This window comes from Citrobacter sp. RHBSTW-00887 (assembly GCF_013728095.1).
GTDB classification, from domain to species: Bacteria; Pseudomonadota; Gammaproteobacteria; order Enterobacterales; family Enterobacteriaceae; genus Citrobacter; species Citrobacter braakii.
This window is the reverse complement of the sequence record NZ_CP056267.1, coordinates 1208445-1233098: the sequence shown is the minus strand read 5'-3', so window position 1 is coordinate 1233098 and position 24654 is coordinate 1208445. Positions and strand designations below refer to the sequence as shown.

Here is a 24654-nt window from a genome sequence, read left to right as displayed (position 1 = left end):
GTCTATCAGTAAAGAGAATGAGAGATCAAAGTGGTCATTTTAATTGAGCTGGATAACGGACATTTCAATTGAGCCTTGACAGTGGTAATACATTCTGCCTGAATCCCTGTGCTGACAAAGTACTTCCTGATTTCGGAAATATATTTATTAAGGGTGTGGTTTGACGAACGCAGACCGTGTAAATCCCAGACATTATCCAGCAGCTCATCCCGGTTAATCACCTGCCCCTGTCTTTCCAGCAGATAGGCTAAAAGTCTGTTCATGGTTGCTGTCAGAATAATGACAGAATCTTCATCCGAGACCGGCCAGATTGTGCCATCATCTGAACGATACCTGGCCAGAGAACTGATTAAATAATCCACATGAACACTCCAATATCCTGAACGTAAGGCGATAAAAAACGCCTGTTCCACCTCATTATCACTACGTCTGACTTTTGCAAAGCATACCATACGCAGCCAGGATATCTTAATTACCAGGTTAATTGATTGTAAATCACTTATATTTTAGCATTTTAATCCGCAAAATAACTTAACGCCGATACATGAACTTATTTGCCACTCTTCTCAGTTAAGATTGTTCGCAGAATGAGCAGGTTCTTATCATCTAATAGTCATCAGCATTACTGCCATTCACCATCCGGGATATGAAGAGTTCCCAGGTTAACGGATCCACCATGGTTCAGGAGCAACTCCATGATAAGCACCAACATGCTCAGGAAGGCAGAACGTTTCTTCAGTAAGGCCGGAACACGGATAAGAGAGTCGATCCTGTCAGCAGAACTGGCTGGAGCTGAGTTTGTGCCTTATGTGCAACCGGTTTACAGGGCTTACAAGGTTGCAGGCGGAGAAGTGTTATTGAGGATCCGAAAAGATGGAATCCTTCACTCTCCGGAGAAATACATCTCTGCAATGGAGTCATGCGAGGTGATTAATGATGTGACATGCTCTTTGCTGTCTGATGTTAAAACTTTTTTCAACGGCTATGAAGGAGCCCTTCCCGATGACTTCTATCTTTCCTTCAATATCTGTGCGAGACAACTGAATTCCCCGGACGTTATTGAAGCAGTGACCGATTTTAATAAAACATTTGAAGGACGCATTGCTGTATTACTTGAAATTGTCGAACGTGGCACGATGCATCTCGATGACTTTGCGCTTGACGCAATGCAACAACTTACCGATGCAGGTGTGCGATTTGCGATTGATGACTTCGGAAACGGAAGTTCGTGTCTTAAATATATTGAGCATTCGGGTTTTTCAACCATCAAGATTGATAAATGCCTTACAGTGGCCAGCAACGGTTCATTAATTTATTCCGCGGTAATTGATTCAATCGTAACCCTCTCTGAACGATTGCAAATCCAGCTTGTGGCAGAGGGAGTGGAAAATAAAGAACAATTATCTCTTTTGAAAGATAAAGGTGTGAATGTTTTTCAGGGTTATCTTTTTTCAAAACCCGTCAGCATGCACGAGTTCTGCAAACATATTTAACACCCTTACCCCTGTAAACAGACCGGACATGACTGACTGAGTGGAAAATAAAAATCACGCCCTCAGCTGCAGGGTGATTTAAATACATTTACAGTCGCAAAACATTTAATCCGGAACTGCTTATGGGCCTGAGTTAAAAACGGCTCACAGCCCGTCACGGAAAATATTACAGATATAAACCAGTGCAATTGACTGACCCCTTATCGACTGCACATGAACACCAGGGATATATAAGATATGTCAGCTAACTTTGCAACACCTCCTGAATTTCCGACCTGTGCCGGACCGGAAGGTATTCTGTTTGACTTTAATTACGGCGCGCGTGTTTACCTTCCGGAAGGGAAATGGCATGTCATTTTAATGGATGATGATTCCGGCAATATCCTTTTCAGCTGTGATTCTGACGGCGGGTGGGTCGCCAGTACCAAAAAATATTACATCCGTTTCCGCATTCAGGTATTCCACCAGGGAGAAGCGCATCCGGTCCTGGATGAAACACTGGACATGAAGGACAAGCCGGTCGTCATCTTTTTCCCGACCGGAACTCTGGGCGATATGCTTGGCTGGTTCCCTTACGCCGAGCGATTTCGTCAACTGCACCGGTGCCAGCTTGAATGCGTCATGGGGCAGGAAATCATTGACCTGCTCAGCGCACAATATCCGGAGATAACCTTCTCCACAAAAGAATCCCACCGGACAATCAATCCCTACGCGTCCTGGTACGTCGGTCTTTTCTTCAAGGCTGACACACTTCATCAGCCCGTTGATTTCAGGAAAGTCGGCTTTCACCGCAATGCCGGTTACATCCTCGGGGTTGACCCGCGGGAGTGCCCGCCTCGCCTGAAGCTTGATGCAGAACGAAAAATTGCGGAGCCCTACGTCTGCATCGCCGCGCAGTCAACCAACCAGGCTAAATACTGGAACAACGGTCACGGCTGGGCAGAGGTGGTAGCCCACCTTAAATCACTGGGATACCGGGTGCTGTGCATTGACCGCCAGGCCCATCACGGTCAGGGCTTCGTCTGGAACCACATCCCCTATGGTGCCGAAGACTTCACGGGCGACATTCCGCTTCAGGAGCGGGTGGACCTGTTAAGGCATGCGAGCTTCTTTATCGGTCTGAGCAGCGGGCTGTCATGGCTTGCCTGGGCGGCCGGCATTCCGGTGGTGTTAATCAGCGGATTCAGTCTACCCAACAGCGAATTTCACACTCCCTGGCGGGTGTTCAGCAGTCATGGCTGTAACGGCTGCTGGGATGACACATCGGTTGATTTTGACCACCAGGATTTTTTGTGGTGCCCGCATCACAGGGATACCCCAAGACAGTATGAGTGCACGCGACTGATAACCGGACGACAGGTTACAGGGATGGTGGACCGTCTGCATGCAGGATTAGTTGATAATTAAGGAGCGTTACTATGAACAAGATATATACCACCGTCTGGTGCGAGTCGCGCCAGCAGTGGGTGGTCACCTCTGAGCTTGCGACCGGGTCCAGTCGCCCGAAGCTGGCGCCGAAGAAAAGCGCGCTGGCGCTACTGCTGGGGGCAATGCTGCTGCCATCAGCGCCGGTTATGGCTGTGGATTATGTGGGCACGACGGTAGACGGGAATTCGGGTAATCAGAATCTTTATTCAGGAGATACGGCCACCGATACCACCATCAACAGTGGTGGAATACAGTTCGTCTCCAGCGGAGGCACAGCCAGCGAAACCATCATCAACAGTAGCGGTCGGCAGAACGTCTCCAGTGACGGTACGGCTACTGGCACTACCATTAATAGCTTTGGCGTACAATATGTCTACAACGGAGGCACAGCCACTAATACCATCATCAACAACGATGGCTGGCAGTATGTCTCCAGTGGCGGCACTGCAACTTACACCCACATCAACATCGGGGGTGAACAGTACATCGACGATGGCACAGCTACCGATACCACGGTAAAAGGTGGCGTACAGTACGTCTCCAGCGGCGGCACTGCCACAGCCACCACTATTAGCAGCGCTGGCTGGCAGTACGTTTTCAATGGGGGCTCGGCCACCGATACCACCATCAACAGCGGCACCCAGACCGTCTACAATGGCGGCACAGCCAATGGCACCACCATCAATAACGGTGGCCTCCAGCACATCTCCAGCGGGGGAACAGCCACTGACACCAGCATCAACAACGGTGGTAAGCAGCACGTCTCCAGTGGTGGTACAGCCACCGACACCACCATTAACAGAGGCAGCCAGTACGTCTCCGGCGGTACAGCCACCGACACCACCATTAACGGTGGCTTCCAGTACATCAGCGTCGGTGGTACAGCCACTAACACCACCATTGACGGTGGCGGCCAGTACATCAGCGTCGGTGGTACAGCCACTAACACCACCCTCATCGGTGGCAGGCAATTCATTGATGGTGGCAGAGCCACTGAGACTACCATCAACAAACTTGGCAGGCAGTATGTATCAAGCGGTGGTTCGGCCACTGGGACTACCATTAACGACGGTGGCCAACAGGTTGTCTCCAATGGCGGCACAGCAACTGACACCACTATTAATTTCTTTGGCGAGCAGATCGTCTACAGGGATGGTACAGCCACAGCCACCACCATCAAAAACGGTGGCGGGCAGTACATCTACAGTGGGGGCACAGCCGCTTACACCAGTATCAGCGGTGGCGGGCAGCACATCTACAGTGGGGGCACAGCCGCTTACACCAGTATCAGCGGTGGCGGGCAGCACATCTACAGTGGGGGCACAGCCACTTACACCAGTATCAGCGGTGGCGGGCAGCACATCTACAGTGGGGGCACTGTCACTGACACCACCATCAACAGTGGTGGCCGGCAAAACGTCTCCAGTGGCGGCACAGCCGCTTACACCAGTATCAGCGGTGGCGAGCAGCACATCTACAGCGGAGGCACTGCCACAAACACCACTATCAACAATGGCTCACAGGTAGTCTACAGTGGCGGCACAGCCATTGACACCACCATCAATAGCGGTCAGTCGTGGCTACAGACGGGGGCACTGGCTGACGGCGAAACCAAAGTGAACGCCGGTGGTGAACTGCTGATGGACGCTGGCTCTGTCGCAACGGACGTGCGCATCACGGGGGGCACCCTCTCTGTCGCCGACCTTACCAATACCACCGCCAGTTATACCCCGGCTCAGGTCGATAAGCTCACCATGAACGGCGGTAACGTCAACTTCCTGCGCAACAGCAAAGGTGAATTCGCGAAACTGACTATTACGGAACTGAACGGAACCGGAAACTTCCTTTTCAATACCTCGCTGGCCGACCGCAAAGCCAACTTTGTCACCATCGAGCAGGGTTCAGGCCAGTTTGGCATTGCCGTTAATGACTCCGGTAAAGAAATCTCAGACCACATCGACCTCACAGTGAACCTCATCCATGAGAAGGGTGGTGACATTGATTTTGAAATGGTCACGGCTAACGGGCGAAGCACCAGCATGGTTGACGGCGGGACCTACATGTACACCCTGTTCAGCGAGCAGAATAAAGACGGTCTCAACGGCGGTAACGTCTGGTACCTGGGCGCGATGACGGAAGAACCTGGCGGTGGTGAGAATCCGGGTGGCGGTGAAAACCCTGGCGGTGGCGAAAACCCTGGCGGCGGCGAGAACCCTGGCGGCGGTGAAAACCCTGGCGGCGGCGAGAACCCTGGCGGCGGCGAGAACCCTGGCGGCGGTGAAAACCCTGGCGGCGGTGAAAACCCTGGCGGTGGTGAGAACCCTGGCGGCGGTGAAAACCCTGGCGGTGGTGAGAACCCTGGCGGTGGTGAGAACCCTGGCGGCGGTGAGAACCCTGGCGGCGGTGAAAAACCGGGCGGTGGTGAAAACCCGGGCGGTGGTGAAAACCCGGGCGGCGGCGAGAATCCGGACGGCGGTGACAACGGCAATACCGGCGGTAGCGGAAGCGGCGACAAGAAGCCGATGACCACCCCGGCAACGGACGCCATCCTGGCCATGTCGAATGCCGGCCTGAATGTCATCCACTCCGAGCTGGAAGGCCTGCTCATGTACCGGACAAATCTGGATAAAACCGGACCGGAAAGTAACGTGTGGGGTCACTACCTTGGCAGCAAAAACCATACGGATACCAGCAACGGCGCGGCGTATCAGCTTAATCAGAACGGCATTGAAATCGGTGCCGACACGCGGACGGATTTTGCGCGCGGCAGCCTCGTCACGGGGGCATTCATGTCTTACAGCGACAACACTGTTAAGCATGCCCGCGGTGGAAAAAGCAAAATCGACAGCTACGGTATCGGCCTGTATGCAACATGGTTTGATGCCAGCGGCTTCTACGCTGACGGTGTGGTGAAAGGTAACCGCCTGAACAACAAACTGAGAGCCGTGATGACCAACGGCGGCAGAACCGGCGGTGACTGGACGCAGTATGGTCTCAGCACAGCCGTTGAAGGTGGCTATCAGTTTGATGTGAGGGACGACCTGAGCCTCACGCCTTATGCCCGCCTGGCGTTTGTTCAGATGAGCAGTGAGGACGTAAAGCTGAGCAACGGCATGAAGGGTAACACCGGCACGCCGCGCTCGGTAACGGGTGAGGCCGGCGCGAAGCTGACCGGCAAGTTCAGCCTCGGTGCGACAGAATTTAAACCTTACCTGTCAGCGGCGATCGTGCAGGAGTATGCAGACTCAAATGAAGTCACCATCAATGCGCGCAACCGCTTTGACAACAACGTCAAAGGCACGTCAGGCAAGTACGGTCTGGGCGCATCGGTCAGTGTCGGCAAGGACGTAACGCTGTACGGCGAGGCTAATTATCGTCAGGGCAGCCATACGGAGACGCCGGTTCAGGGTGTGGCCGGTATCCGTATCGGATTCTGATGTTATCTCAGGGGCCTCAGGGCCCTTATTCATTGCGCTATGAAATATCCGGATATGTTTATGTCTCACATGATTTTGACAAAAGATGTTTATTTAAAGAAAGCGTTGTCTGTCATCCTTGAACAGGTGTCTCCCGCCAGGAAGCTCTGCATTGTTGATATTGAATCGTACAGAAGCCTGGGCGCGATTTTCAGACTGCTAAAAAGAAAGAAACTGACTGATAAGCACGGGTTAATCTTCATCGGTGGCAAAGATGTCAGTTCAAGGGTTCTTGAGCCGCTTGTGACGATATACAGAAAATCGTGCTTTATGGACTTTCGAAAACAACTCAATGACGGCAGGACGCATTCACCTCAATATGCGTTAAATCATATTGCATGCTGCAGGGATCTCAGCTTGCTTTCAGGCCAAGAAAAAAAGACACTTTTTGCCCTGCGTGATACTGACGACACCTTGGCGATTGCCAGAAACATTCATCTGTCGCCAAAAACTGTTTATACCTATACCAGCAAGATCAGGCAAAAGTTTAACCTCAGTTCGATACTGCAGGTCAGACAATTTATTTTCTCGGAGTTTGTCCTTGATGCTGAAACCGGAGAAGGGCTTTTCCCCTGAACCTCCGAGATTTTTAATATCAACAGATCATTAAAGACTGCAGGCAGAAAATGATGGTTTCAGGGGGTATTTGATAATGGACTGGATGAAATGACAACCACCAACTGGTCTTTTCGAACGTTGTTACTTATAGCAAGTGGAAGCACAGGAACGGGTACATTTAACCGCATTGTTGATGCCACGATCAGTTGCCCGTGTTCAGTATTTGAGGGTGGGCTGTTTTAGCTGACATTAGCTAAAATCCCGACTGGAAAGACGAAGAGGTAATAATCAACAGGAGTGTACAGGATAAACTGGCACGTTCTCTTGCCGCTGAAACAACTGATGCTATCCCATTTATTCCGTACATGCTGCAGGATCTCTGGGCACCTGGTATCAATCCTGAAATTGTCCTGGCACTACTTTAAAGGTATTGATCATGTTCATAACCCGATTGATTGCCCTGCCCGGGAGTCAACTTTAGCCCAGAACCGACACGGCAATTGTATCTAACGCGTTTATTTTATTATTTTTTTGATAATAATTTGTTAATTAATTTATTCGCTCGCCTATTCAGCTGTTCTGCAAAAACGTCATTTGCAGCTTTTGCCCATCATCTAACCAGTAATTACTTTCTTAACGCTAGCCTCTTCACCCCCTCGCTCATGATATAAATTTATAAACAACATTAAAAATAGTGTTTTAATCTTAAAAAAATAATTTGATCGATATTTGCATTTACCAAATATTCAAACAATGGTTTTATATTCCAACCTTACAGCGTGACGCGAAATGTTGTTCTGCAACCGAATGCGCCACTCCAGAGAAGGTGAAATGAATCATCAACATCTGTTCAGATGCCAGGGATGATGTAGCGCGAACCAGGGAGCAGGGAAAAAGTTTCACGCTACTGACAAAAGTAAATTTGATTATGAAAATGGGATATAGACAAATGTTTAACAAAACATTCATCGTAGTGGCATTGATGGTTTCCGGCTCTGCATTTGCAGCTGAATCAACCGGCGTAGCGGGTGGCACCATTACCTTTAACGGTTCAGTGTCCGATACCACCTGTAACGTGGTGACCAATAACGGTTCAGACTTCACGGTAAACCTTTCCCCTATCGCTGTGGGTGATATGGGCACCACCGCCGGTGTTGTTAAAACCAACGCCAAAGACTTCACCATGAATCTGAAAAACTGCTCTGCGGCATCGGACGAAGCTAAAACGCTTAAAATCACTTTCAGCAGCAGCAACCTGTCGGATGACGCTAAATACCTGAAAAACTACAGCGACAATGGCGCCGAGGGTGTGGGTATTGCGCTAACCAAAGACGGTAACACTGCCGTACCGTTTGATACCGCTTTCGATACTGGTCTGAGTTCCGCTAACGCTGCCACCGAAGATGGCGTCACACTGACCATGTATGCCAACTACTACAACTACGGTGGCGCGGCCGTAACAACCGGTAAAGTAGTTACTGACGCAACTTATTCCTTCAGCTACGACTAACTCATTCAGCCGGGGTCTCCCCGGCTCTCCTCTACGACATTATGAAAACTCTGATATTTTTTCTTGCGGCTACGTTCATTTCCATGAATGCCAGCGCAAGCGTTGTGATCAACGAAACGCGTGTTATTTATCCGGCCAGCGCCAAATTTGTGTCGGTGCAACTGGTAAACGACAGCGAACAAACCCATCTGGTCCAGTCATGGATTGACGAGGGCGATGCTTCCGCCGCGCCGGAGAAAGTCAAAGTGCCGTTTTCTCTGCTGCCTCCGGTCGTAAAAATGAGCGGACACGCCGGACAGGCTCTGAAAATCTCGGCGATGAACACCCAGTCGCTGCCAAAAGACCGCGAAAGTGTGTTCTGGCTTAACGTTCTGGATGTCCCTCCCGTCCCTGAAGGCAGTGGTGATAGCTACCTGCAGGTGGCCATTCGTAACCGCATAAAACTATTCTATCGTCCGGATGTACTGAGCGATCTCGACAGCAGCGTAGCGGAGAAAATTACCGTTTCAACTTCTGGCGGTCACACCTGCCTGAAGAATAATTCGCCATATTACATGACCATCCCTCAGGTCGTGACCTGGCAGGGGGGCGAGCTAAAGCAAAGCCGAAAAGATAATTTACTGGCTGAGACTGCGTTTATTCCGCCGTTTGGCTGCGCGCTGGTGTCCAGCAAAATTCAGTCCGGTGGGCAATATCGCCTTACCTGGCTTGATGATTATGGCGCAAAGAGATTCAGCACTATCCACTGATATCCCAGATAAATGACTCCAGGTTCAATTCTGATGAAAAACAGTTCTCTTTTTCGTATAAGTTTGCTAGGGAAGGTGCGAACAAGTTCCTGATATGAGATCATCATATTCATCCGGAGCGCATCCCAGAGGGACATCATGAGCCATCAACTCACCTTCGCCGATAGTGAATTCAGCACTAAGCGCCGTCAGACCCGAAAAGAGATTTTCCTCTCCCGCATGGAGCAGATTCTGCCATGGCAGAATATGACCGCTGTCATCGAGCCGTTTTATCCCAAGGCGGGCAATGGCCGACGGCCCTATCCGCTGGAGACCATGCTGCGTATTCACTGCATGCAGCATTGGTACAACCTGAGCGACGGTGCCATGGAAGATGCCCTGTACGAAATCGCCTCCATGCGCCTGTTTGCCCGATTATCCCTGGATAGCGCCCTGCCGGATCGCACCACCATCATGAATTTCCGCCACCTGCTCGAGCAGCATCAACTGGCCCGTCAATTGTTCAAGACCATCAATCGCTGGCTGGCCGAAGCAGGCGTCATGATGACCCAAGGCACTTTGGTGGATGCCACCATCATTGAGGCACCCAGCTCTACCAAGAACAAAGAGCAGCAACGCGATCCGGAGATGCATCAGACCAAGAAAGGCAATCAGTGGCACTTTGGCATGAAGGCCCACATTGGTGTCGATGCCAAGAGTGGCCTGACCCACAGCCTAGTCACCACCGCGGCCAACGAGCATGACCTCAATCAGCTGGGTAATCTGCTTCATGGAGAGGAGCAATTTGTCTCAGCCGATGCCGGCTACCAAGGAGCGCCACAGCGCGAGGAGCTGGCCGAGGTGGATGTGGACTGGCTGATCGCCGAGCGTCCCGGCAAGGTAAAAACCTTGAAGCAGCATCCGCGCAAGAACAAAACGGCCATCAACATCGAATACATGAAAGCCAGCATCCGTGCCAAGGTGGAGCACCCGTTTCGCATCATCAAGCGGCAGTTCGGCTTCGTGAAAGCCAGATACAAGGGGCTGCTGAAAAACGATAACCAACTGGCGATGTTATTCACCCTGGCCAACCTGTTTCGGGTGGACCAAATGATACGTCAGTGGGAGAGATCTCAGTAAAAACCGGAAATAACGCCAGAAATGGTGGAAAAAATAGCCTAAATAGGCTGATTCGATGTGTTTGCGGGAAAAAAATCGGCCCAGATCCGCGAAATTTTAATCAGCGAGTCAGCTTGGGAAGAAATGACCTGCTTATTCGCACCTTCCCTAAGGTTTACGATGCGCGCGGGCAGCTGATGGGTATCGTTTTGCCAGGACAGGTGATGGGCGTGGAGGAGCTGCACATCGGGTACTGTCAGCAGGATATTCAGGCCGCAACGGAAATAGAAGTTTGCGTACTGAGAAGCGATCATTTCTACGAAATGAGCCAGCTGATGCCAGGATTTACAGATTTTATTGTCAGGATCCTGTCACGTTCGGCGCAGGAAAAACAGCAATTTATTTCAGTATTGACCAAAAGTGATACTTTGCAGAAGGTTCAATATTTCCTGCAACTGTTGTCTCGCACTTATAAAGAGTATGGCTTTGAGCATCTCAACCTTGAGTTACCGATCAGTAAGAAAGAACTGGCCCAGGTTCTGGGCATTTCGATATCCACCTTGTCGCGTGCCCTGGATAGCCTGAAGGATCAGGGGATTATTTCCATGCTAAATAAAAAAGAGATAACGCTAATGGTGTCAGACAAAAAATAGCGTCTGAATGATGATCTTCTTGTAATTTCTTAGTTTCATCTCAAAAAATCAGTAAATCATTTATTGTCCAGTGTATCCCTTTGAGGAAAGCACCGGACTCATTTTTCTTAAAAACAAAGAGTTAAGGTTTTGCCCAATGTCGTTTGTCGTATTCTCTGATGATATTTTTTTTACCCGGTCTGCGGGAGGGCTGATGCCAATAGATAGCCTGCGCGAAGAGAACTTATGTATTATTGATATTGAATCTTTCTTCAGCTTGCATGATATTAAACATCGTGTTTGCAATGAACTGACCGACGGCTATTCTATCATTTTTGTAAAAGGCCGTGGAATGTTATCAAAGGTGCTTTCATCACTGGAGGGTATCTCCAGAACCGCCTCTGTAACGGAGTTTATCCGGTATATTAATGAAGGCCGAAGATATACTGTCTATCATATACTCACCATAATTGATTCTTTGCGGGAGCTACGTAACCTTACCCATACCGAGATTTCCGTAGCCTGTGCGTTACGCCGACAAATAAATATTACTGCCACATCCCAACTTCTGCACTGCTCAACGAAAGCAGTGTATCAGCGGGTATCTGCCTTGGCTCAGAAAATGAACCTCAGATACGGTACCCAAATCCAGTATTTCTTGTACCGCGAATATACCATTGAGGAACTCCAGCAGATAAATTGCATGAAACATCGTCCTGATACCGGTGTATTCCAGAATAATGGACCGACCCCACATCTGTAAGCAGATTCGCTCCTCACGACGAGGCCTGTCTAATGGCCTCCTTACTGAGGTATCGCCCCGGTTGTCGTACAGGTTGAATCACCACGGATTTAACAGTCACCTCAGAGTCATTTATGGACTTATCTTTGTCTCCAGGCTTCATCATTTCTACCGCTTTAAACGAAAGTAGCTTTCCCTCTTGTTTTCCTGCCATAAAGACTCCGTTATCATGCACCTTATGCAGTCATGAACATCAAGGTAGGTTACTCTGTATATGCCCATATTTTACCCAGGTATAGGTTGGCAAGGCACACTTTAACCCACCTTTAAATGTAGGATTTCATGATATTCGATGAGACAACGTGAAACTTAATGATAACCACAAAAATCACTAACTCATTAAAAATTAAGAAAATGGACATCATAAACCGATGAGTACAATAGAAAACTTAGACTCCCACACCCCCATGATGCAGCAGTATCTCAAGCTGAAGGCTCAGCACCCGGAAATACTGCTGTTTTACCGCATGGGCGACTTTTACGAACTGTTTTATGACGATGCGAAACGCGCGTCTCAACTGCTTGATATCTCCCTGACCAAACGCGGCGCATCTGCAGGCGAGCCAATCCCAATGGCAGGCATTCCTCATCATGCGGTAGAAAACTACCTCGCCAAGCTGGTCAATCAGGGTGAGTCCGTTGCTATTTGTGAACAGATTGGCGATCCGGCGACCAGCAAAGGCCCGGTTGAGCGCAAAGTGGTACGTATTGTCACACCAGGCACCATCAGTGATGAAGCGTTGTTGCAGGAACGCCAGGACAACCTGCTGGCCGCCATCTGGCAAGACAGTAAAGGGTACGGCTACGCTACGCTGGATATCAGCTCCGGGCGTTTTCGTGTCAGTGAACCCGCTGACCGCGAAACCATGGCCGCGGAATTGCAGCGCACCAACCCCGCTGAATTGCTGTATGCCGAGGATTTTGCCGAAACCTCGCTGATAGAGGGACGTCGCGGCCTGCGTCGTCGTCCGCTGTGGGAATTTGAAATTGATACCGCCCGTCAGCAGTTAAATCTGCAGTTCGGCACGCGGGATCTGATTGGCTTTGGCGTGGAAAACGCCCCACGCGGGTTATGCGCTGCCGGCTGTCTGCTGCAATACGTAAAAGATACCCAACGCACCTCGCTGCCGCATATTCGTTCCATCACCATGGAGCGTCAGCAGGACAGCATCATCATGGACGCCGCCACACGCCGCAATCTGGAAATCACCCAGAACCTGGCGGGCGGGGTGGAAAACACGCTGGCTTCAGTACTCGACTGCACCGTGACACCGATGGGTAGCCGTATGCTCAAGCGCTGGCTGCATATGCCGGTCCGCGACACCAAAATCCTCACCGAGCGCCAACAGACCATCGGCGCGCTGCAGGATACCACCAGCGAATTACAACCCGTGCTGCGTCAGGTAGGCGATCTGGAACGTATTCTGGCGCGTCTGGCCCTGCGTACTGCGCGCCCGCGCGATCTGGCCCGTATGCGTCATGCCTTCCAGCAATTACCCGCACTGCGCGCGCAACTGGAAAACGTAGATAGCGCCCCCGTGCAGATGCTGCGCGAGAAAATGGGTGAGTTTACTGAGCTGCGTGAACTGTTGGAACGTGCCGTCGTGGAAGCTCCGCCGGTGCTCGTACGTGACGGCGGCGTCATTGCCCCAGGCTACAATGAAGAGCTTGATGAGTGGCGAGCGCTGGCTGATGGCGCCACGGACTACCTCGACAGACTGGAAATCCGCGAACGCGAACGCACCGGTCTGGACACGCTGAAAGTAGGATTTAACGCCGTGCACGGCTACTACATTCAGATCAGCCGTGGGCAAAGTCATCTGGCGCCAATTAACTACGTACGCCGCCAGACATTGAAAAACGCCGAACGCTACATTATTCCGGAACTGAAAGAGTACGAAGACAAAGTTCTGACCTCAAAAGGCAAAGCGCTGGCGCTGGAAAAACAGCTGTATGACGAACTGTTCGACATGCTGCTGCCACACCTGGCTGATTTGCAACAGAGCGCCAGCGCGCTGGCGGAGTTGGACGTGCTGGTCAACCTCGCGGAGCGTGCTTATACCCTGAATTACACCTGTCCGATCTTCACCGATAAACCCGGTATTCGTATTACCGAGGGACGCCATCCGGTGGTTGAACAGGTGCTGACCGAGCCGTTTATCGCCAACCCGCTTAACCTCTCGCCTCAGCGACGGATGCTGATCATCACCGGCCCAAACATGGGGGGTAAAAGTACCTATATGCGCCAGACTGCGTTGATTGCGCTACTGGCCTATATCGGCAGCTACGTTCCGGCACAGAAAGTCGAGATCGGGCCTATCGATCGTATCTTTACCCGCGTGGGCGCGGCGGATGATCTGGCATCAGGTCGTTCCACCTTCATGGTAGAAATGACCGAAACCGCCAACATTCTGCATAACGCCACCGAGAACAGTCTGGTGCTGATGGATGAGATTGGACGCGGCACCTCCACCTACGACGGCCTGTCGCTGGCATGGGCATGCGCAGAAAATCTGGCGAATAAAATCAAAGCATTAACTTTATTTGCGACCCACTACTTCGAACTGACGCAGTTACCGGAGAAGATGGAGGGCGTCGCTAATGTGCATCTGGATGCGTTAGAGCACGGCGATACCATCGCCTTCATGCACAGCGTGCAGGATGGCGCGGCGAGCAAGAGCTATGGTCTGGCAGTCGCTGCCCTGGCTGGCGTACCGAAAGAGGTGATCAAACGCGCGCGGCAAAAACTGCGCGAGCTGGAAAGCATCGCGCCGAATGTTGCCGCAACCCAGGTCGACGGCACGCAGATGTCGCTGCTGTCAGTACCGGAAGAAACGTCACCCGCCGTTGATGCGCTGGAAAACCTCGACCCGGATTCGCTAACGCCTCGCCAGGCGCTGGAGTGGATCTACCGGTTGAAAAGTCTGGTGTAGTAAAAAGAACCCGATAGCGGTAGCCCTAAAGAAAAAGGCCAGTCTCAATGAGACTGGCCTTTCTTGATAGAACTTGTGCTTACTCGCGGAAAAGCGCTTCGATATTCAGTCCCTGAGTCTGCAGAATTTCACGCAGACGACGCAGACCTTCAACCTGAATCTGGCGAACACGTTCACGAGTGAGACCAATTTCACGGCCCACATCTTCCAGTGTCGCAGCTTCGTACCCCAGCAGACCAAAACGACGTGCCAGCACTTCACGCTGCTTGGCGTTCAGTTCGAACAGCCATTTGACGATGCTCTGTTTCATATCATCGTCTTGCGTGGTGTCTTCCGGACCGTTTTCCTTTTCATCGGCCAGAATATCCAGCAACGCTTTTTCGGAATCGCCACCCAGCGGGGTGTCTACCGAGGTAATACGCTCGTTGAGTCGGAGCATACGGCTGACGTCATCAACCGGTTTATCCAGTTGTTCAGCAATCTCTTCTGCACTCGGTTCGTGGTCCAGTTTATGCGACAACTCACGCGCGGTACGCAGATAGACGTTCAGCTCTTTTACAATGTGAATCGGCAGTCGGATCGTACGGGTTTGGTTCATAATCGCCCGTTCGATCGTCTGGCGGATCCACCAGGTTGCGTATGTTGAGAAGCGGAACCCACGTTCCGGGTCAAACTTCTCGACGGCACGGATAAGCCCTAAATTGCCCTCTTCAATCAGGTCCAGCAATGCCAGACCACGATTGCCATAACGACGAGCAATTTTCACCACCAGACGCAGGTTACTTTCAATCATGCGACGGCGAGATGCGACATCTCCACGCAGTGCGCGACGCGCAAAATAAACTTCTTCTTCGGCTGTTAACAGTGGTGAATAACCAATCTCACCAAGGTAAAGCTGAGTCGCGTCCAACACACGCTGTGTGGCCCCCTGCGATAACAGCTCTTCTTCAGCCAGGTCGTTATCACTGGGTTCCTCTTCACTCAAGGCTTTTTCATCAAAAGCCTCTACTCCGTTCTCATCAAATTCCGCATCTTCATTTAAATCATGAACTTTCAGCGTATTCTGACTCATAAAGGTGGCTCCTACCCGTGATCCCTAACGGAACTAGCACGTGAAAGCCTGGTTCCGCCTAATTATCGCTGCGGTAAATAGCGCAGCGGGTTTACGGATTTCCCCTTGTAACGAATTTCAAAATGCAAGCGTGTTGAACTGGTTCCGGTGCTACCCATGGTAGCTATTTTCTGCCCCGCCTTGATTTCTTGTTGTTCCCGGACCAGCATTGTATCGTTATGGGCGTAGGCGCTCAGGTAATCATCGTTATGTTTGATGATAATAAGATTACCGTAACCACGCAGCGCATTACCGGCATAGACGACGCGTCCATCTGCGGTCGCGACAATAGCCTGTCCTTTGCTGCCTGCAATGTCGATCCCTTTATTGCCACCTTCGGTAGCTGCAAAGTTTTCGATCACTTTGCCGTCAGTCGGCCAGCGCCATGTAGAGATTGGCGAGCTAGTCGACGTTGAGCTTGCAGTTGATTCGGTTGTGCTAACTGCTGGAGCCGTTACAGGCGCTGTGACCACAGTCCCAGCAGGCTTGTTGTTCGGCAACATTTTGTTAGCACTTTGTTCACCTGAATCCTCAGAATACGTAATTGTTGGTTTCGAAGCAACAGCAACGGTGGAATTTTGTGCAGGGTTGGTCACAACTCCTTGCTGTGCTGCATCCGCCTGGGTGATGGCATTGCCACCGGTAATCGGTGCGCCAGACGCGTTGCCCACTTGCAGAGTTTGACCGACATTCAGGCCATACGGGGCCGGAACGTTATTGCGTTGTGCGAGGTCACGGAAATCGTTCCCGGTGATCCAGGCAATATAGAAAAGGGTATCGCCTTTCTTAACAGTATAGGTACTGCCGCCCGTGTAGCTACCTTTCGGAATATTCCCATACTTACGATTGTATACAATACGACCGTTTTCCATCTGCACAGGCTGTTGAGCAACAGGCTGGATTTGCGTTGGCTGTGTAGTTGGTTGCTGCACCGACTGGATCTGTGGCGTCTGCTGTACCGTCGACGTCGAGCCCATTTTGGGTGGAGGCGTAATCAGCATGCCAGAACTGGTGTTCGTTGATGCACTACCGTTAACCGAGCTGACCGGCGCTGGTGGATTCGAGGTGTTTGAACAACCAGCCAACCATAGTGAAACCAGTGACAATGCCGCAATGCGGCGAACGGTAAATTTGTGGCTTCCCGCGCTCATTTATCCCCCAGGAAAATTGGTTAAAACCAGTGACGTAATCACCGTGCAAGGCCCCGTCACAATACGCTTACTCTTTCGAGAATAACCAGGAAAACTCCAGGTATTCAGCAGCGCTATCTACGCAAGCTCCCCTTTCACTAAGGGAACGAAACGTACGGCCTCCACGGTATCGATAATAAATTCGCCTCCCCGACGACGCACCCGCTTCAGAAACTGGTGCTCATCGCCCACGGGTAAAACGAGAATGCCGCCCTCATCCAGTTGCATCATCAATGCGGTCGGGATCTCGGGCGGCGCTGCCGTTACAATGATAGCGTCAAACGGAGCTCGCGCCTGCCAGCCTTGCCATCCATCACCATGACGGGTCGAAACATTATGTAAATCAAGCTGCTTCAGGCGGCGACGCGCCTGCCATTGCAAACCTTTAATGCGCTCAACGGAGCACACATGATGCACCAGGTGCGCCAGAATCGCCGTCTGGTAGCCAGAGCCAGTACCAATTTCCAGCACCCGAGACTGCGGCGTTAGCTCAAGCAGTTCGGTCATTCGCGCAACCATATAAGGCTGCGAAATCGTCTGCCCCTGACCAATCGGCAGGGCAATATTGTCCCAGGCCTTATGTTCAAACGCCTCATCAATGAATTTTTCACGCGGCACGGCGGCGAGCGCATCGAGGACAAGCTCATCTCTGATGCCTTGCGCACGTAATTGTTCAAGAAGAGTGTGTACGCGTCTGCTTACCATTGCGTGTCGACTCCCACGCTGTCTAACCAGTCAGAAACCACTTCATGCGCGCCGTATGCGGTTAAATCGACATGCAGCGGCGTGATGGAAACATAGCCTTCATCGACGGCGGCAAAATCCGTATCCGGCCCGGCGTCGCACTTTTCGCCCGGTGGCCCGATCCAGTACAGGGTATTACCGCGTGGGTCCTGCTGTGGAATAACCTGATCCGCCGGATGGCGACTGCCGCAGCGCGTGACGCGAATACCTCTAATCTGATCCAGCGGTAAATCCGGCACGTTGATATTCAAAATGCGACCGGTGCGCAGCGGTTCACGACTCAGCGCCCGTAAGATACGACAGGTTACTGCGGCAGCAGTATCGTAGTGTTTATGGCCATCAAGTGAGACAGCCAGCGCCGGGAATCCCAGATGCCGGCCTTCCATTGCCGCCGCAACGGTACCGGAATAGATAACATCATCACCCAGATTAGGACCCGCATTAATACCAGAAACGACAATGTCCGGACGCGGACGCATTAATGCGTTCACGCCCAGATAGACGCAGTCGGTGGGCGTACCCATTTGTACGGCGATATCGCCGTTATCATAGGTAAAGGTGCGAAGTGAAGATTCCAGCGTCAGCGAGTTAGACGCGCCACTGCGGTTACGATCCGGGGCAACCACCTGTACGTCAGCAAACTCACGCAGCGCTTTCGCCAGCGTTTGTATACCGGGTGCGTGGACCCCATCATCGTTACTCAGCAATATACGCATAATCACCCATTGTGTTAATAAGTTCCCTTACAACACTGGTGGCGAAGCTACCTGCCGGTAGCCAGAAGCGTAACTCGACGGTTACGTCATCCCACCAGTTCCAGCTTAATTGTTGTGGATACAGCAACATAGCGCGACGCGACGCGTCAACTTTCTCGCGCAATAACAGAGACTGCAGCGCGGTTTCATCAGCAACAGCGGCTTTTTCAAACGCCAGTGCGTCGCGCTGAGTTCCCCACTCACCGCTGCCCGGTAATGCCGCAGTGATCATTAATTCTTTCTCATCGACGCGACGCTGTAATTCAGTGTGTTCTTCCTGTGTGGCGACAAACCAGCTTCCGCGTCCGGATAATTGTAGCGCATCGCCGTCAACAACTTGATTAAAGTCTGTTTTTTTCAAGCGTTCACTGACTATCTGATTAAACAACGCGCTACGGGCCGCCGACAACCAAAAACTGCGTTTATTGCGATCGCGCACCGGCGCATCGCTTTGTGCCCAGCGCAGCGCCCCTTGCAGGTTGCTACCGCCAATACCAAAACGCTGAGCGCCAAAATAGTTCGGTACGCCGCGTTCGCTAATCGCCTGCAAACGCGCTTCAACGTCATTTCGCTCGCTCACTTCACGCAACACCAGCGTAAATTCGTTGCCTTTCAGCGCCCCTAAACGCAGCTTACGCTTGTGGCGCGCGTACTCCAGAACTTTACAGCCTTCGAGCTCAAATTTGCTTAGATCAGGCATTGCATTGCCCGGTACGCGCGCGCACAGCCACTGTTCCGTGACCGCATGCTTATCTTTCTGCCCGGCAAAGCTCACTTCACGGGCGTGAATTTTCAGGAATTTCGCCAGCGCGTCAGCCACAAAACGGGTGTTACAACCGTTTTTCAGGATGCGCACCAAAACATGCTCGCCTTCGCCATCCGGTTCGAAGCCTAAATCTTCGACGACAACAAAGTCTTCCGGATTCGCTTTCAGGACGCCATGGCCCAGTGGTTTGCCATGGAGATACGTCAGATCGTCAAACACAGTCATTTCGGTGCCTTAATGAGTAACGCCACCGCTTCACAGGCAATCCCTTCCCCACGCCCGGTAAAACCGAGTTTTTCCGTGGTGGTCGCTTTCACGTTAACATCATCCATATGGCAGCCGAGATCTTCGGCAATAAACACGCGCATTTGCGGAATGTGCGGCAGCATCTTCGGCGCCTGAGCAATAATTGTCACATCCACATTACCAAGCGTATAGCCTTTGGCCTGAATACGCCGCCAGGCTTCTCGCAATAATTCACGACTATCGGCACCTTTAAAGGTCGGGTCGGTGTCAGGGAAGAGTTTACCGATATCCCCCAGCGCAGCCGCGCCCAGCAGAGCATCGGTTAGCGCGTGTAACGCCACATCGCCATCAGAATGCGCCAGCAATCCTTTTTCATACGGGATGCGCACACCACCAATGATAATTGGGCCTTCTCCGCCAAAAGCGTGTACGTCGAAACCGTGTCCAATTCGCATTATGTCTTCTCCTGGTGGGTAGTCCGGGTCAGATAAAATTCGGCCAGCGCCAAATCCTCTGGACGCGTTACTTTAATATTATCAGCCCGTCCTTCAACGAGCTGAGGGTGTAAGCCGCAATATTCCAGCGCCGAGGCCTCATCCGTAATGGTTGCGCCTTCGTGGAGCGCACGGGTCAGGCAGTCGTGCAACAGCTCGCGAGGGAAAAACTGCGGCGTCAACGCGTGCCATAAATCGGTGCGATCGATCGTATGGGCAATGTCTGTTCGGCCCGGCTCCGCGCGCTTCATCGTGTCGCGTACTGGTGCCGCCAGGATCCCGCCGGTGCGACTGGTCTCACTGATTGCCAGCAAACGGGCTAAATCATCCTGGTGCAGACACGGACGCGCGGCATCATGCACCAGTACCCAACTGGCCTCACCTGCGGCTTGCAAACCAGCAAGGACAGAATCGGCACGCTCGTTGCCGCCATCCACTACGGTAATTTGCGGATGCGCGGCGAGTGGAAGTTGGGCAAAGCGGCTGTCGCCTGGGCTGATAGCGATAACGACTCGCGTCACTCGGGGATGAGCCAGCAGCGCATCAACCGAGTGTTCAAGAATGGTTTTATTGCCAATAGAGAGGTACTGCTTAGGACACTCTGTTTGCATTCGGCGGCCAAACCCGGCAGCCGGCACCACGGCGCAAACGTCCAATAAAGTGGCTGCCATGTTAAATCCCTGGACGGTTTATCGATTATTTTGCCCTGCAGTCTGAGCGCGTTTAGACGCGTCAGGCACCAGACGATAAAAGGTTTCGCCCGGCTTAGTCATGCTGAGTTCGTTGCGCGCGCGCTCCTCAATAGCCTCTTGTCCGCCATTGAGATCGTCAATTTCGGCAAAGAGCTGATCGTTACGTGCTTTTAGTTTCGCGTTCGTAGCTTGCTGCGCAGCAACATCATCGTTGACGCGACTATAGTCATGTATGCCGTTCTTACCGAACCACAGCGAATACTGCAGCCAGACCAATAAAGCCAGCAACAGCAGCGTTAGTTTACCCATCCTGCCCCCTGAAAAACGGCATTAACATCCCATAACTTCCGCAGACAACTTTACATCAACGGTCGGGAATGCCGCGACAACGCGGGCAAATGTACCACATTTGCCCGTTGTTACGTATACCCCGTGTAAGGAGAACATAATCTCATTGTTGGTTACGGTTTGAATTATGACCAGAGAGTGAACAACATCAGCGATTGTTAAAAAAAGGCGTTTGCCTAACCCAACAACCACAGAAATAGCGCGCCAAACATCGCCCCAACCACCAGTAGGGTGCAGGTAATGCTCAGCAGCAACAGCCCCTTCAATAGGGAGTGCAGCGCAATACCCGCGACAATCGCCACGGGCAGCAATGCGAGGAAAAAGGGCCAGGTATAAATGAAGAAAAAGAGTGTGTTAGGGCCATAAATCAGAAACGGAATCCCCAGCGCCAACAGCCACGCGATAAAACCGACCACAGCACCCGGTAGTGACCAGGTGGTTTCATCGTCGGCGGCGAAGGTATCTGACTCTGTAATAGTAATGTTATGGCTGTTACGCATATCTAATCCTGTGACCGTGACTGACCGGGCATACAAGCTCGGGTGTCTCAGGATCTGATAATATCTTCCTGCCTCAGCAGGTCTAATAATTGGGGTACCAAATTTGTTACCAATTGTTCACCATCAAGGTGAATCTCTGGCGATTCAGGCGCTTCGTATACGGAATCAATTCCGGTGAAATTGCGCAACTCACCCGCCCGCGCTTTTTTATACAGCCCTTTTGGATCGCGTAATTCGCACGTTGCCAGCGGCGTATCCACAAAAACCTCAATAAAACGCCCTTCGCCAACGCGTTCACGGACCATTTTGCGTTCGGCGCGATGTGGAGAGATAAAGGCAGTCAACACCACAAGACCCGCATCCACCATCAGGTTAGCCACCTCGCCAACCCGACGAATATTCTCCTTACGATCGGCATCGCTAAACCCAAGATCGCTGCACAGGCCGTGGCGCACGTTATCGCCATCCAACAAATAGGTACTCACTCCCAGCTTGTGCAACGCCTCTTCCAGCGCCCCTGCTACCGTGGATTTACCGGAACCAGACAGCCCGGTAAACCACAGCACAACACCACGATGACCGTGGCGTTGTTCCCGCTGTTGCGGTGTAACAGGATGGGCATGCCAGACGACGTTTTCGTCATGCAGCGCCATTATTTTCCTCCCAGCAGATCGCGCGCGCCCCAGTGCGGGAAATGGCGACGCACCAACGCATTAAGCTCCAGCTCAAACGCGCTGAACTGAGAAGCCGCGGTGTGCTCCTGGACGATTGGCTCACGTACCAGCCCCGCGCCGACGGTAACGTTGGTCAGGCGGTCAATGATAATCAGCCCGCCCGTAACCGGGTTCTGCTGATAGGTATCCAGCACCAGCGGCTCATCAAAGGTCAGATTAACCAGACCGATGCCGTTTAGCGGCAACGCTTCAACATCACGTTGGGTCAGGTTATTAATATCAATCTGGTACTGCACGTTATCAACGCGTGCGCGGGTCTTCTTACCGGCGACTTTGATGTCGTAGCTCTGCCCAGGCGACAACGGTTGTTCCGCCATCCACACCACATCAACGGCAGCGCTTTGTACCGCAGGTAACGCTTCACCGGCATCAAGTAGCAGGTCGCCACGGCTGATATCGATCTCATCTTTCAATACCAGGGTGATCGCTTCACCCGCATGTGCTTCCTGTAAATCGCCATCAAAGGTTACGATCCGTGCCACGCTCGACTCAACGCCGGATGGCAGTACTTTGACGCGTTGCCCTACCTTCACACTACCGGAGGCCAGCGTCCCGGCATAACCACGAAAATCCAGATTCGGTCGGTTCACATACTGCACCGGGAAGCGCATCGGCTGAGTATCAACTATGCGTTGGATCTCAACGGTTTCCAGTACTTCCAGTAGCGTCGGACCGCTGTACCACGACATGCTGGCGCTTTGTGAAGCCACGTTGTCGCCTTCCAGCGCAGAGAGCGGCACAAACCGGATATCCAGGTTGCCCGGCAACTGTTCAGCAAAAGTAAGATAGTCTTCGCGAATGCGGTTAAATGTCTCTTCGCTAAAGTTCACCAGATCCATTTTGTTGATCGCCACCACCAGGTGTTTGATCCCAAGTAGCGTGGAGATAAAGCTGTGACGACGGGTCTGATCCAGCACGCCTTTACGCGCATCGATCAGCAGGATCGCCAGGTCGCAGGTCGACGCACCGGTCGCCATGTTGCGAGTGTATTGCTCATGACCGGGAGTATCCGCAATAATAAATTTACGCTTCTCGGTAGAGAAATAACGGTAAGCCACGTCGATGGTGATGCCCTGCTCGCGCTCGGCTTGCAAGCCGTCAACCAATAACGCCAGATCGAGCTTTTCGCCCTGAGTACCGTGACGTTTACTGTCGTTGTGCAGCGATGAAAGCTGGTCTTCATAAATCTGACGCGTGTCGTGCAGCAGGCGACCAATCAGGGTGCTTTTCCCGTCATCCACGCTACCGCAGGTTAAAAAACGCAGCAGGCTTTTGTGTTGCTGGGCGACCATCCAGGCTTCGACGCCGCCTTCATTAGCAATTTGTTGTGCAAGTGTCGTGTTCATGGCGGCTCCTTAGAAATACCCCTGACGTTTCTTCAGCTCCATGGAGCCCGCCTGGTCGCGGTCAATCACGCGGCCCTGACGTTCACTGGTGGTTGAGACCAGCATCTCTTCGATGATTTCCGGCAGCGTCTGCGCATTCGACTCCACCGCGCCTGTTAACGGCCAGCAGCCGAGCGTACGGAAACGCACCATGCGTTTTTTAATCACTTCACCCGGTTGCAGATCGATTCTGTCGTCATCAATCATCATCAGCATGCCGTCGCGTTCCAGCACCGGACGCTCCGCCGCCAGGTACAGCGGCACGATGTCGATATTTTCCAGCCAGATGTACTGCCAGATATCCTGTTCAGTCCAGTTGGAGAGCGGGAATACGCGAATGCTTTCGCCTTTGTTAATCTGTCCGTTGTAGTTATGCCACAGTTCCGGACGCTGATTTTTAGGGTCCCAGCGATGAAAACGATCGCGGAAAGAATAAATGCGCTCCTTGGCACGCGATTTCTCTTCGTCACGACGAGCGCCACCGAACGCGGCGTCGAAACCGTATTTGTTCAACGCCTGCTTCAACCCTTCGGTTTTCATAATATCGGTATGCTTGGCGCTACCGTGAACAAACGGGTTGATGCCCATCGCCACCCCTTCCGGGTTTTTATGCACCAGCAGTTCACAACCGTAGGCTTTCGCCGTGCGGTCACGAAACTCGTACATCTCGCTGAATTTCCAGCCGGTATCAACGTGCAGCAGAGGGAACGGCAACGTGCCAGGATAAAACGCTTTGCGCGCCAGATGCAGCATTACGCTGGAATCTTTGCCGATGGAATACATCATCACCGGATTCGAAAACTCGGCGGCCACCTCACGAATAATATGGATGCTTTCCGCTTCCAGTTGCCGCAGGTGGGTAAGTCGTTTTTGATCCATAACCGTTCCTATGTAATGCCGTTATTTTGCTAACGATGCTCAGATAACCTGACTATAGGGAGGGCAAGAGGGCGAATGAAATTACGAATTGGAATGAGTAGTTCCTCAAAGGAATAACGATCCGGAAAAGC

Annotated in this window: 24 protein-coding genes; 11 read left to right on the top strand and 13 right to left on the bottom strand. The window is 52.0% G+C overall.

What is annotated here, in order from left to right; translation table 11 throughout:
• Window positions 1-5 precede the first annotated feature (5 nt).
• Window positions 6-413, bottom strand: a complete 408-nt coding sequence (locus tag HV314_RS05850) for a winged helix-turn-helix domain-containing protein (RefSeq protein WP_326928839.1) — start codon at window positions 411-413, stop codon at window positions 6-8.
• Window positions 414-695: 282 nt separating this feature from the next.
• On the opposite strand from HV314_RS05850, the gene HV314_RS05845 reads away from it, so the two are divergent.
• The 10 genes from HV314_RS05845 to mutS all read left to right on the top strand — a co-directional run bounded on the left by HV314_RS05845 (window position 696) and on the right by mutS (window position 14679).
• Window positions 696-1493 (top strand): EAL domain-containing protein, encoded by a 798-nt coding sequence (locus HV314_RS05845; RefSeq protein ID WP_181547554.1) that lies wholly within the window; start codon window positions 696-698, stop codon window positions 1491-1493.
• A gap of 237 nt (window positions 1494-1730) precedes the next feature.
• On the top strand, window positions 1731-2900 hold the full coding sequence (locus HV314_RS05840; RefSeq protein ID WP_094760809.1) for an autotransporter strand-loop-strand O-heptosyltransferase: 1170 nt from the start codon (window positions 1731-1733) through the stop codon (window positions 2898-2900).
• A gap of 11 nt (window positions 2901-2911) precedes the next feature.
• Window positions 2912-6358 (top strand): autotransporter outer membrane beta-barrel domain-containing protein, encoded by a 3447-nt coding sequence (locus HV314_RS05835; protein WP_181547552.1) that lies wholly within the window; start codon window positions 2912-2914, stop codon window positions 6356-6358.
• A gap of 60 nt (window positions 6359-6418) precedes the next feature.
• Window positions 6419-6973: a LuxR C-terminal-related transcriptional regulator gene (locus HV314_RS05830; RefSeq protein ID WP_165500013.1), complete on the top strand. Its 555-nt coding sequence runs from the start codon at window positions 6419-6421 to the stop codon at window positions 6971-6973.
• A gap of 931 nt (window positions 6974-7904) precedes the next feature.
• Entirely contained in the window at window positions 7905-8465 is a 561-nt protein-coding gene (locus HV314_RS05825; RefSeq protein ID WP_094760812.1) for a fimbrial protein, read from the top strand.
• Between the two features lie 83 nt (window positions 8466-8548).
• The gene (locus HV314_RS05820; RefSeq protein WP_223949822.1) at window positions 8549-9214 is read left to right on the top strand and encodes a fimbrial biogenesis chaperone; all 666 of its coding nucleotides are present in this window, start codon (window positions 8549-8551) and stop codon (window positions 9212-9214) included.
• Window positions 9215-9352: 138 nt separating this feature from the next.
• Window positions 9353-10333, top strand: coding sequence for an IS5-like element ISKpn26 family transposase (locus tag HV314_RS05815; protein WP_000019441.1), 981 nt, complete (start codon window positions 9353-9355; stop codon window positions 10331-10333).
• Entirely contained in the window at window positions 10315-10965 is a 651-nt protein-coding gene (locus HV314_RS05810; RefSeq protein ID WP_181547550.1) for a Crp/Fnr family transcriptional regulator, read from the top strand. Before HV314_RS05815 ends, HV314_RS05810 begins: the two co-directional genes overlap by 19 nt.
• A gap of 136 nt (window positions 10966-11101) precedes the next feature.
• Window positions 11102-11707, top strand: a complete 606-nt coding sequence (locus tag HV314_RS05805; RefSeq protein ID WP_181547035.1) for a hypothetical protein — start codon at window positions 11102-11104, stop codon at window positions 11705-11707.
• 410 nt (window positions 11708-12117) lie between these two features.
• Window positions 12118-14679, top strand: a complete 2562-nt coding sequence (mutS, locus tag HV314_RS05800; protein WP_080859142.1) for a DNA mismatch repair protein MutS — start codon at window positions 12118-12120, stop codon at window positions 14677-14679.
• A 79-nt stretch (window positions 14680-14758) separates the two neighbouring features.
• On the opposite strand, the gene rpoS is transcribed toward mutS, so the two are convergent.
• Window positions 14759-15751, bottom strand: coding sequence for an RNA polymerase sigma factor RpoS (rpoS, locus tag HV314_RS05795; RefSeq protein ID WP_000081498.1), 993 nt, complete (start codon window positions 15749-15751; stop codon window positions 14759-14761).
• A 62-nt stretch (window positions 15752-15813) separates the two neighbouring features.
• On the bottom strand, window positions 15814-16896 hold the full coding sequence (gene nlpD, locus HV314_RS05790) for a murein hydrolase activator NlpD (RefSeq protein WP_230330220.1): 1083 nt from the start codon (window positions 16894-16896) through the stop codon (window positions 15814-15816).
• On the opposite strand from nlpD, the gene HV314_RS27305 reads away from it, so the two are divergent.
• On the top strand, window positions 16799-17026 hold the full coding sequence (locus HV314_RS27305) for a hypothetical protein (RefSeq protein ID WP_223307949.1): 228 nt from the start codon (window positions 16799-16801) through the stop codon (window positions 17024-17026). The two genes, nlpD and HV314_RS27305, sit on opposite strands and share 98 nt — an antisense overlap.
• A 32-nt stretch (window positions 17027-17058) precedes the next feature.
• Here the strand turns inward: HV314_RS27305 and HV314_RS05785 are convergent, their stop codons facing one another.
• From HV314_RS05785 to cysD, 10 genes are all read right to left on the bottom strand, one after another.
• On the bottom strand, window positions 17059-17685 hold the full coding sequence (locus HV314_RS05785) for a protein-L-isoaspartate(D-aspartate) O-methyltransferase (RefSeq protein WP_003034172.1): 627 nt from the start codon (window positions 17683-17685) through the stop codon (window positions 17059-17061).
• Complete coding sequence (gene surE / locus HV314_RS05780; RefSeq protein ID WP_181547548.1) at window positions 17679-18440, bottom strand: 5'/3'-nucleotidase SurE; 762 nt, start codon at window positions 18438-18440, stop codon at window positions 17679-17681. Before surE ends, HV314_RS05785 begins: the two co-directional genes overlap by 7 nt.
• Complete coding sequence (truD, locus tag HV314_RS05775) at window positions 18421-19470, bottom strand: tRNA pseudouridine(13) synthase TruD (RefSeq protein ID WP_016154208.1); 1050 nt, start codon at window positions 19468-19470, stop codon at window positions 18421-18423. Before truD ends, surE begins: the two co-directional genes overlap by 20 nt.
• Window positions 19467-19946 carry a 2-C-methyl-D-erythritol 2,4-cyclodiphosphate synthase gene (ispF, locus tag HV314_RS05770; RefSeq protein ID WP_016154209.1) on the bottom strand — a complete coding sequence of 160 codons (480 nt, stop codon included), beginning with the start codon at window positions 19944-19946 and terminating at the stop codon, window positions 19467-19469. The genes truD and ispF overlap by 4 nt, the downstream gene beginning before the upstream one ends.
• Complete coding sequence (gene ispD, locus HV314_RS05765; protein WP_181547546.1) at window positions 19946-20656, bottom strand: 2-C-methyl-D-erythritol 4-phosphate cytidylyltransferase; 711 nt, start codon at window positions 20654-20656, stop codon at window positions 19946-19948. The genes ispF and ispD overlap by 1 nt, the downstream gene beginning before the upstream one ends.
• Window positions 20657-20674: 18 nt before the next feature.
• Window positions 20675-20986 carry a cell division protein FtsB gene (gene ftsB / locus HV314_RS05760; protein WP_003034163.1) on the bottom strand — a complete coding sequence of 104 codons (312 nt, stop codon included), beginning with the start codon at window positions 20984-20986 and terminating at the stop codon, window positions 20675-20677.
• Window positions 20987-21201: 215 nt separating this feature from the next.
• Window positions 21202-21525, bottom strand: coding sequence for a DUF3561 family protein (locus tag HV314_RS05755; RefSeq protein ID WP_016154211.1), 324 nt, complete (start codon window positions 21523-21525; stop codon window positions 21202-21204).
• A 47-nt stretch (window positions 21526-21572) separates the two neighbouring features.
• Window positions 21573-22178, bottom strand: a complete 606-nt coding sequence (gene cysC / locus HV314_RS05750) for an adenylyl-sulfate kinase (RefSeq protein ID WP_019077557.1) — start codon at window positions 22176-22178, stop codon at window positions 21573-21575.
• Window positions 22178-23605, bottom strand: coding sequence for a sulfate adenylyltransferase subunit CysN (gene cysN / locus HV314_RS05745; RefSeq protein ID WP_016154213.1), 1428 nt, complete (start codon window positions 23603-23605; stop codon window positions 22178-22180). Before cysN ends, cysC begins: the two co-directional genes overlap by 1 nt.
• A gap of 9 nt (window positions 23606-23614) precedes the next feature.
• A complete protein-coding gene (gene cysD / locus HV314_RS05740; protein ID WP_003034152.1) occupies window positions 23615-24523 on the bottom strand; it encodes a sulfate adenylyltransferase subunit CysD in 909 nt (302 codons plus the stop codon).
• Window positions 24524-24654 lie beyond the last annotated feature (131 nt).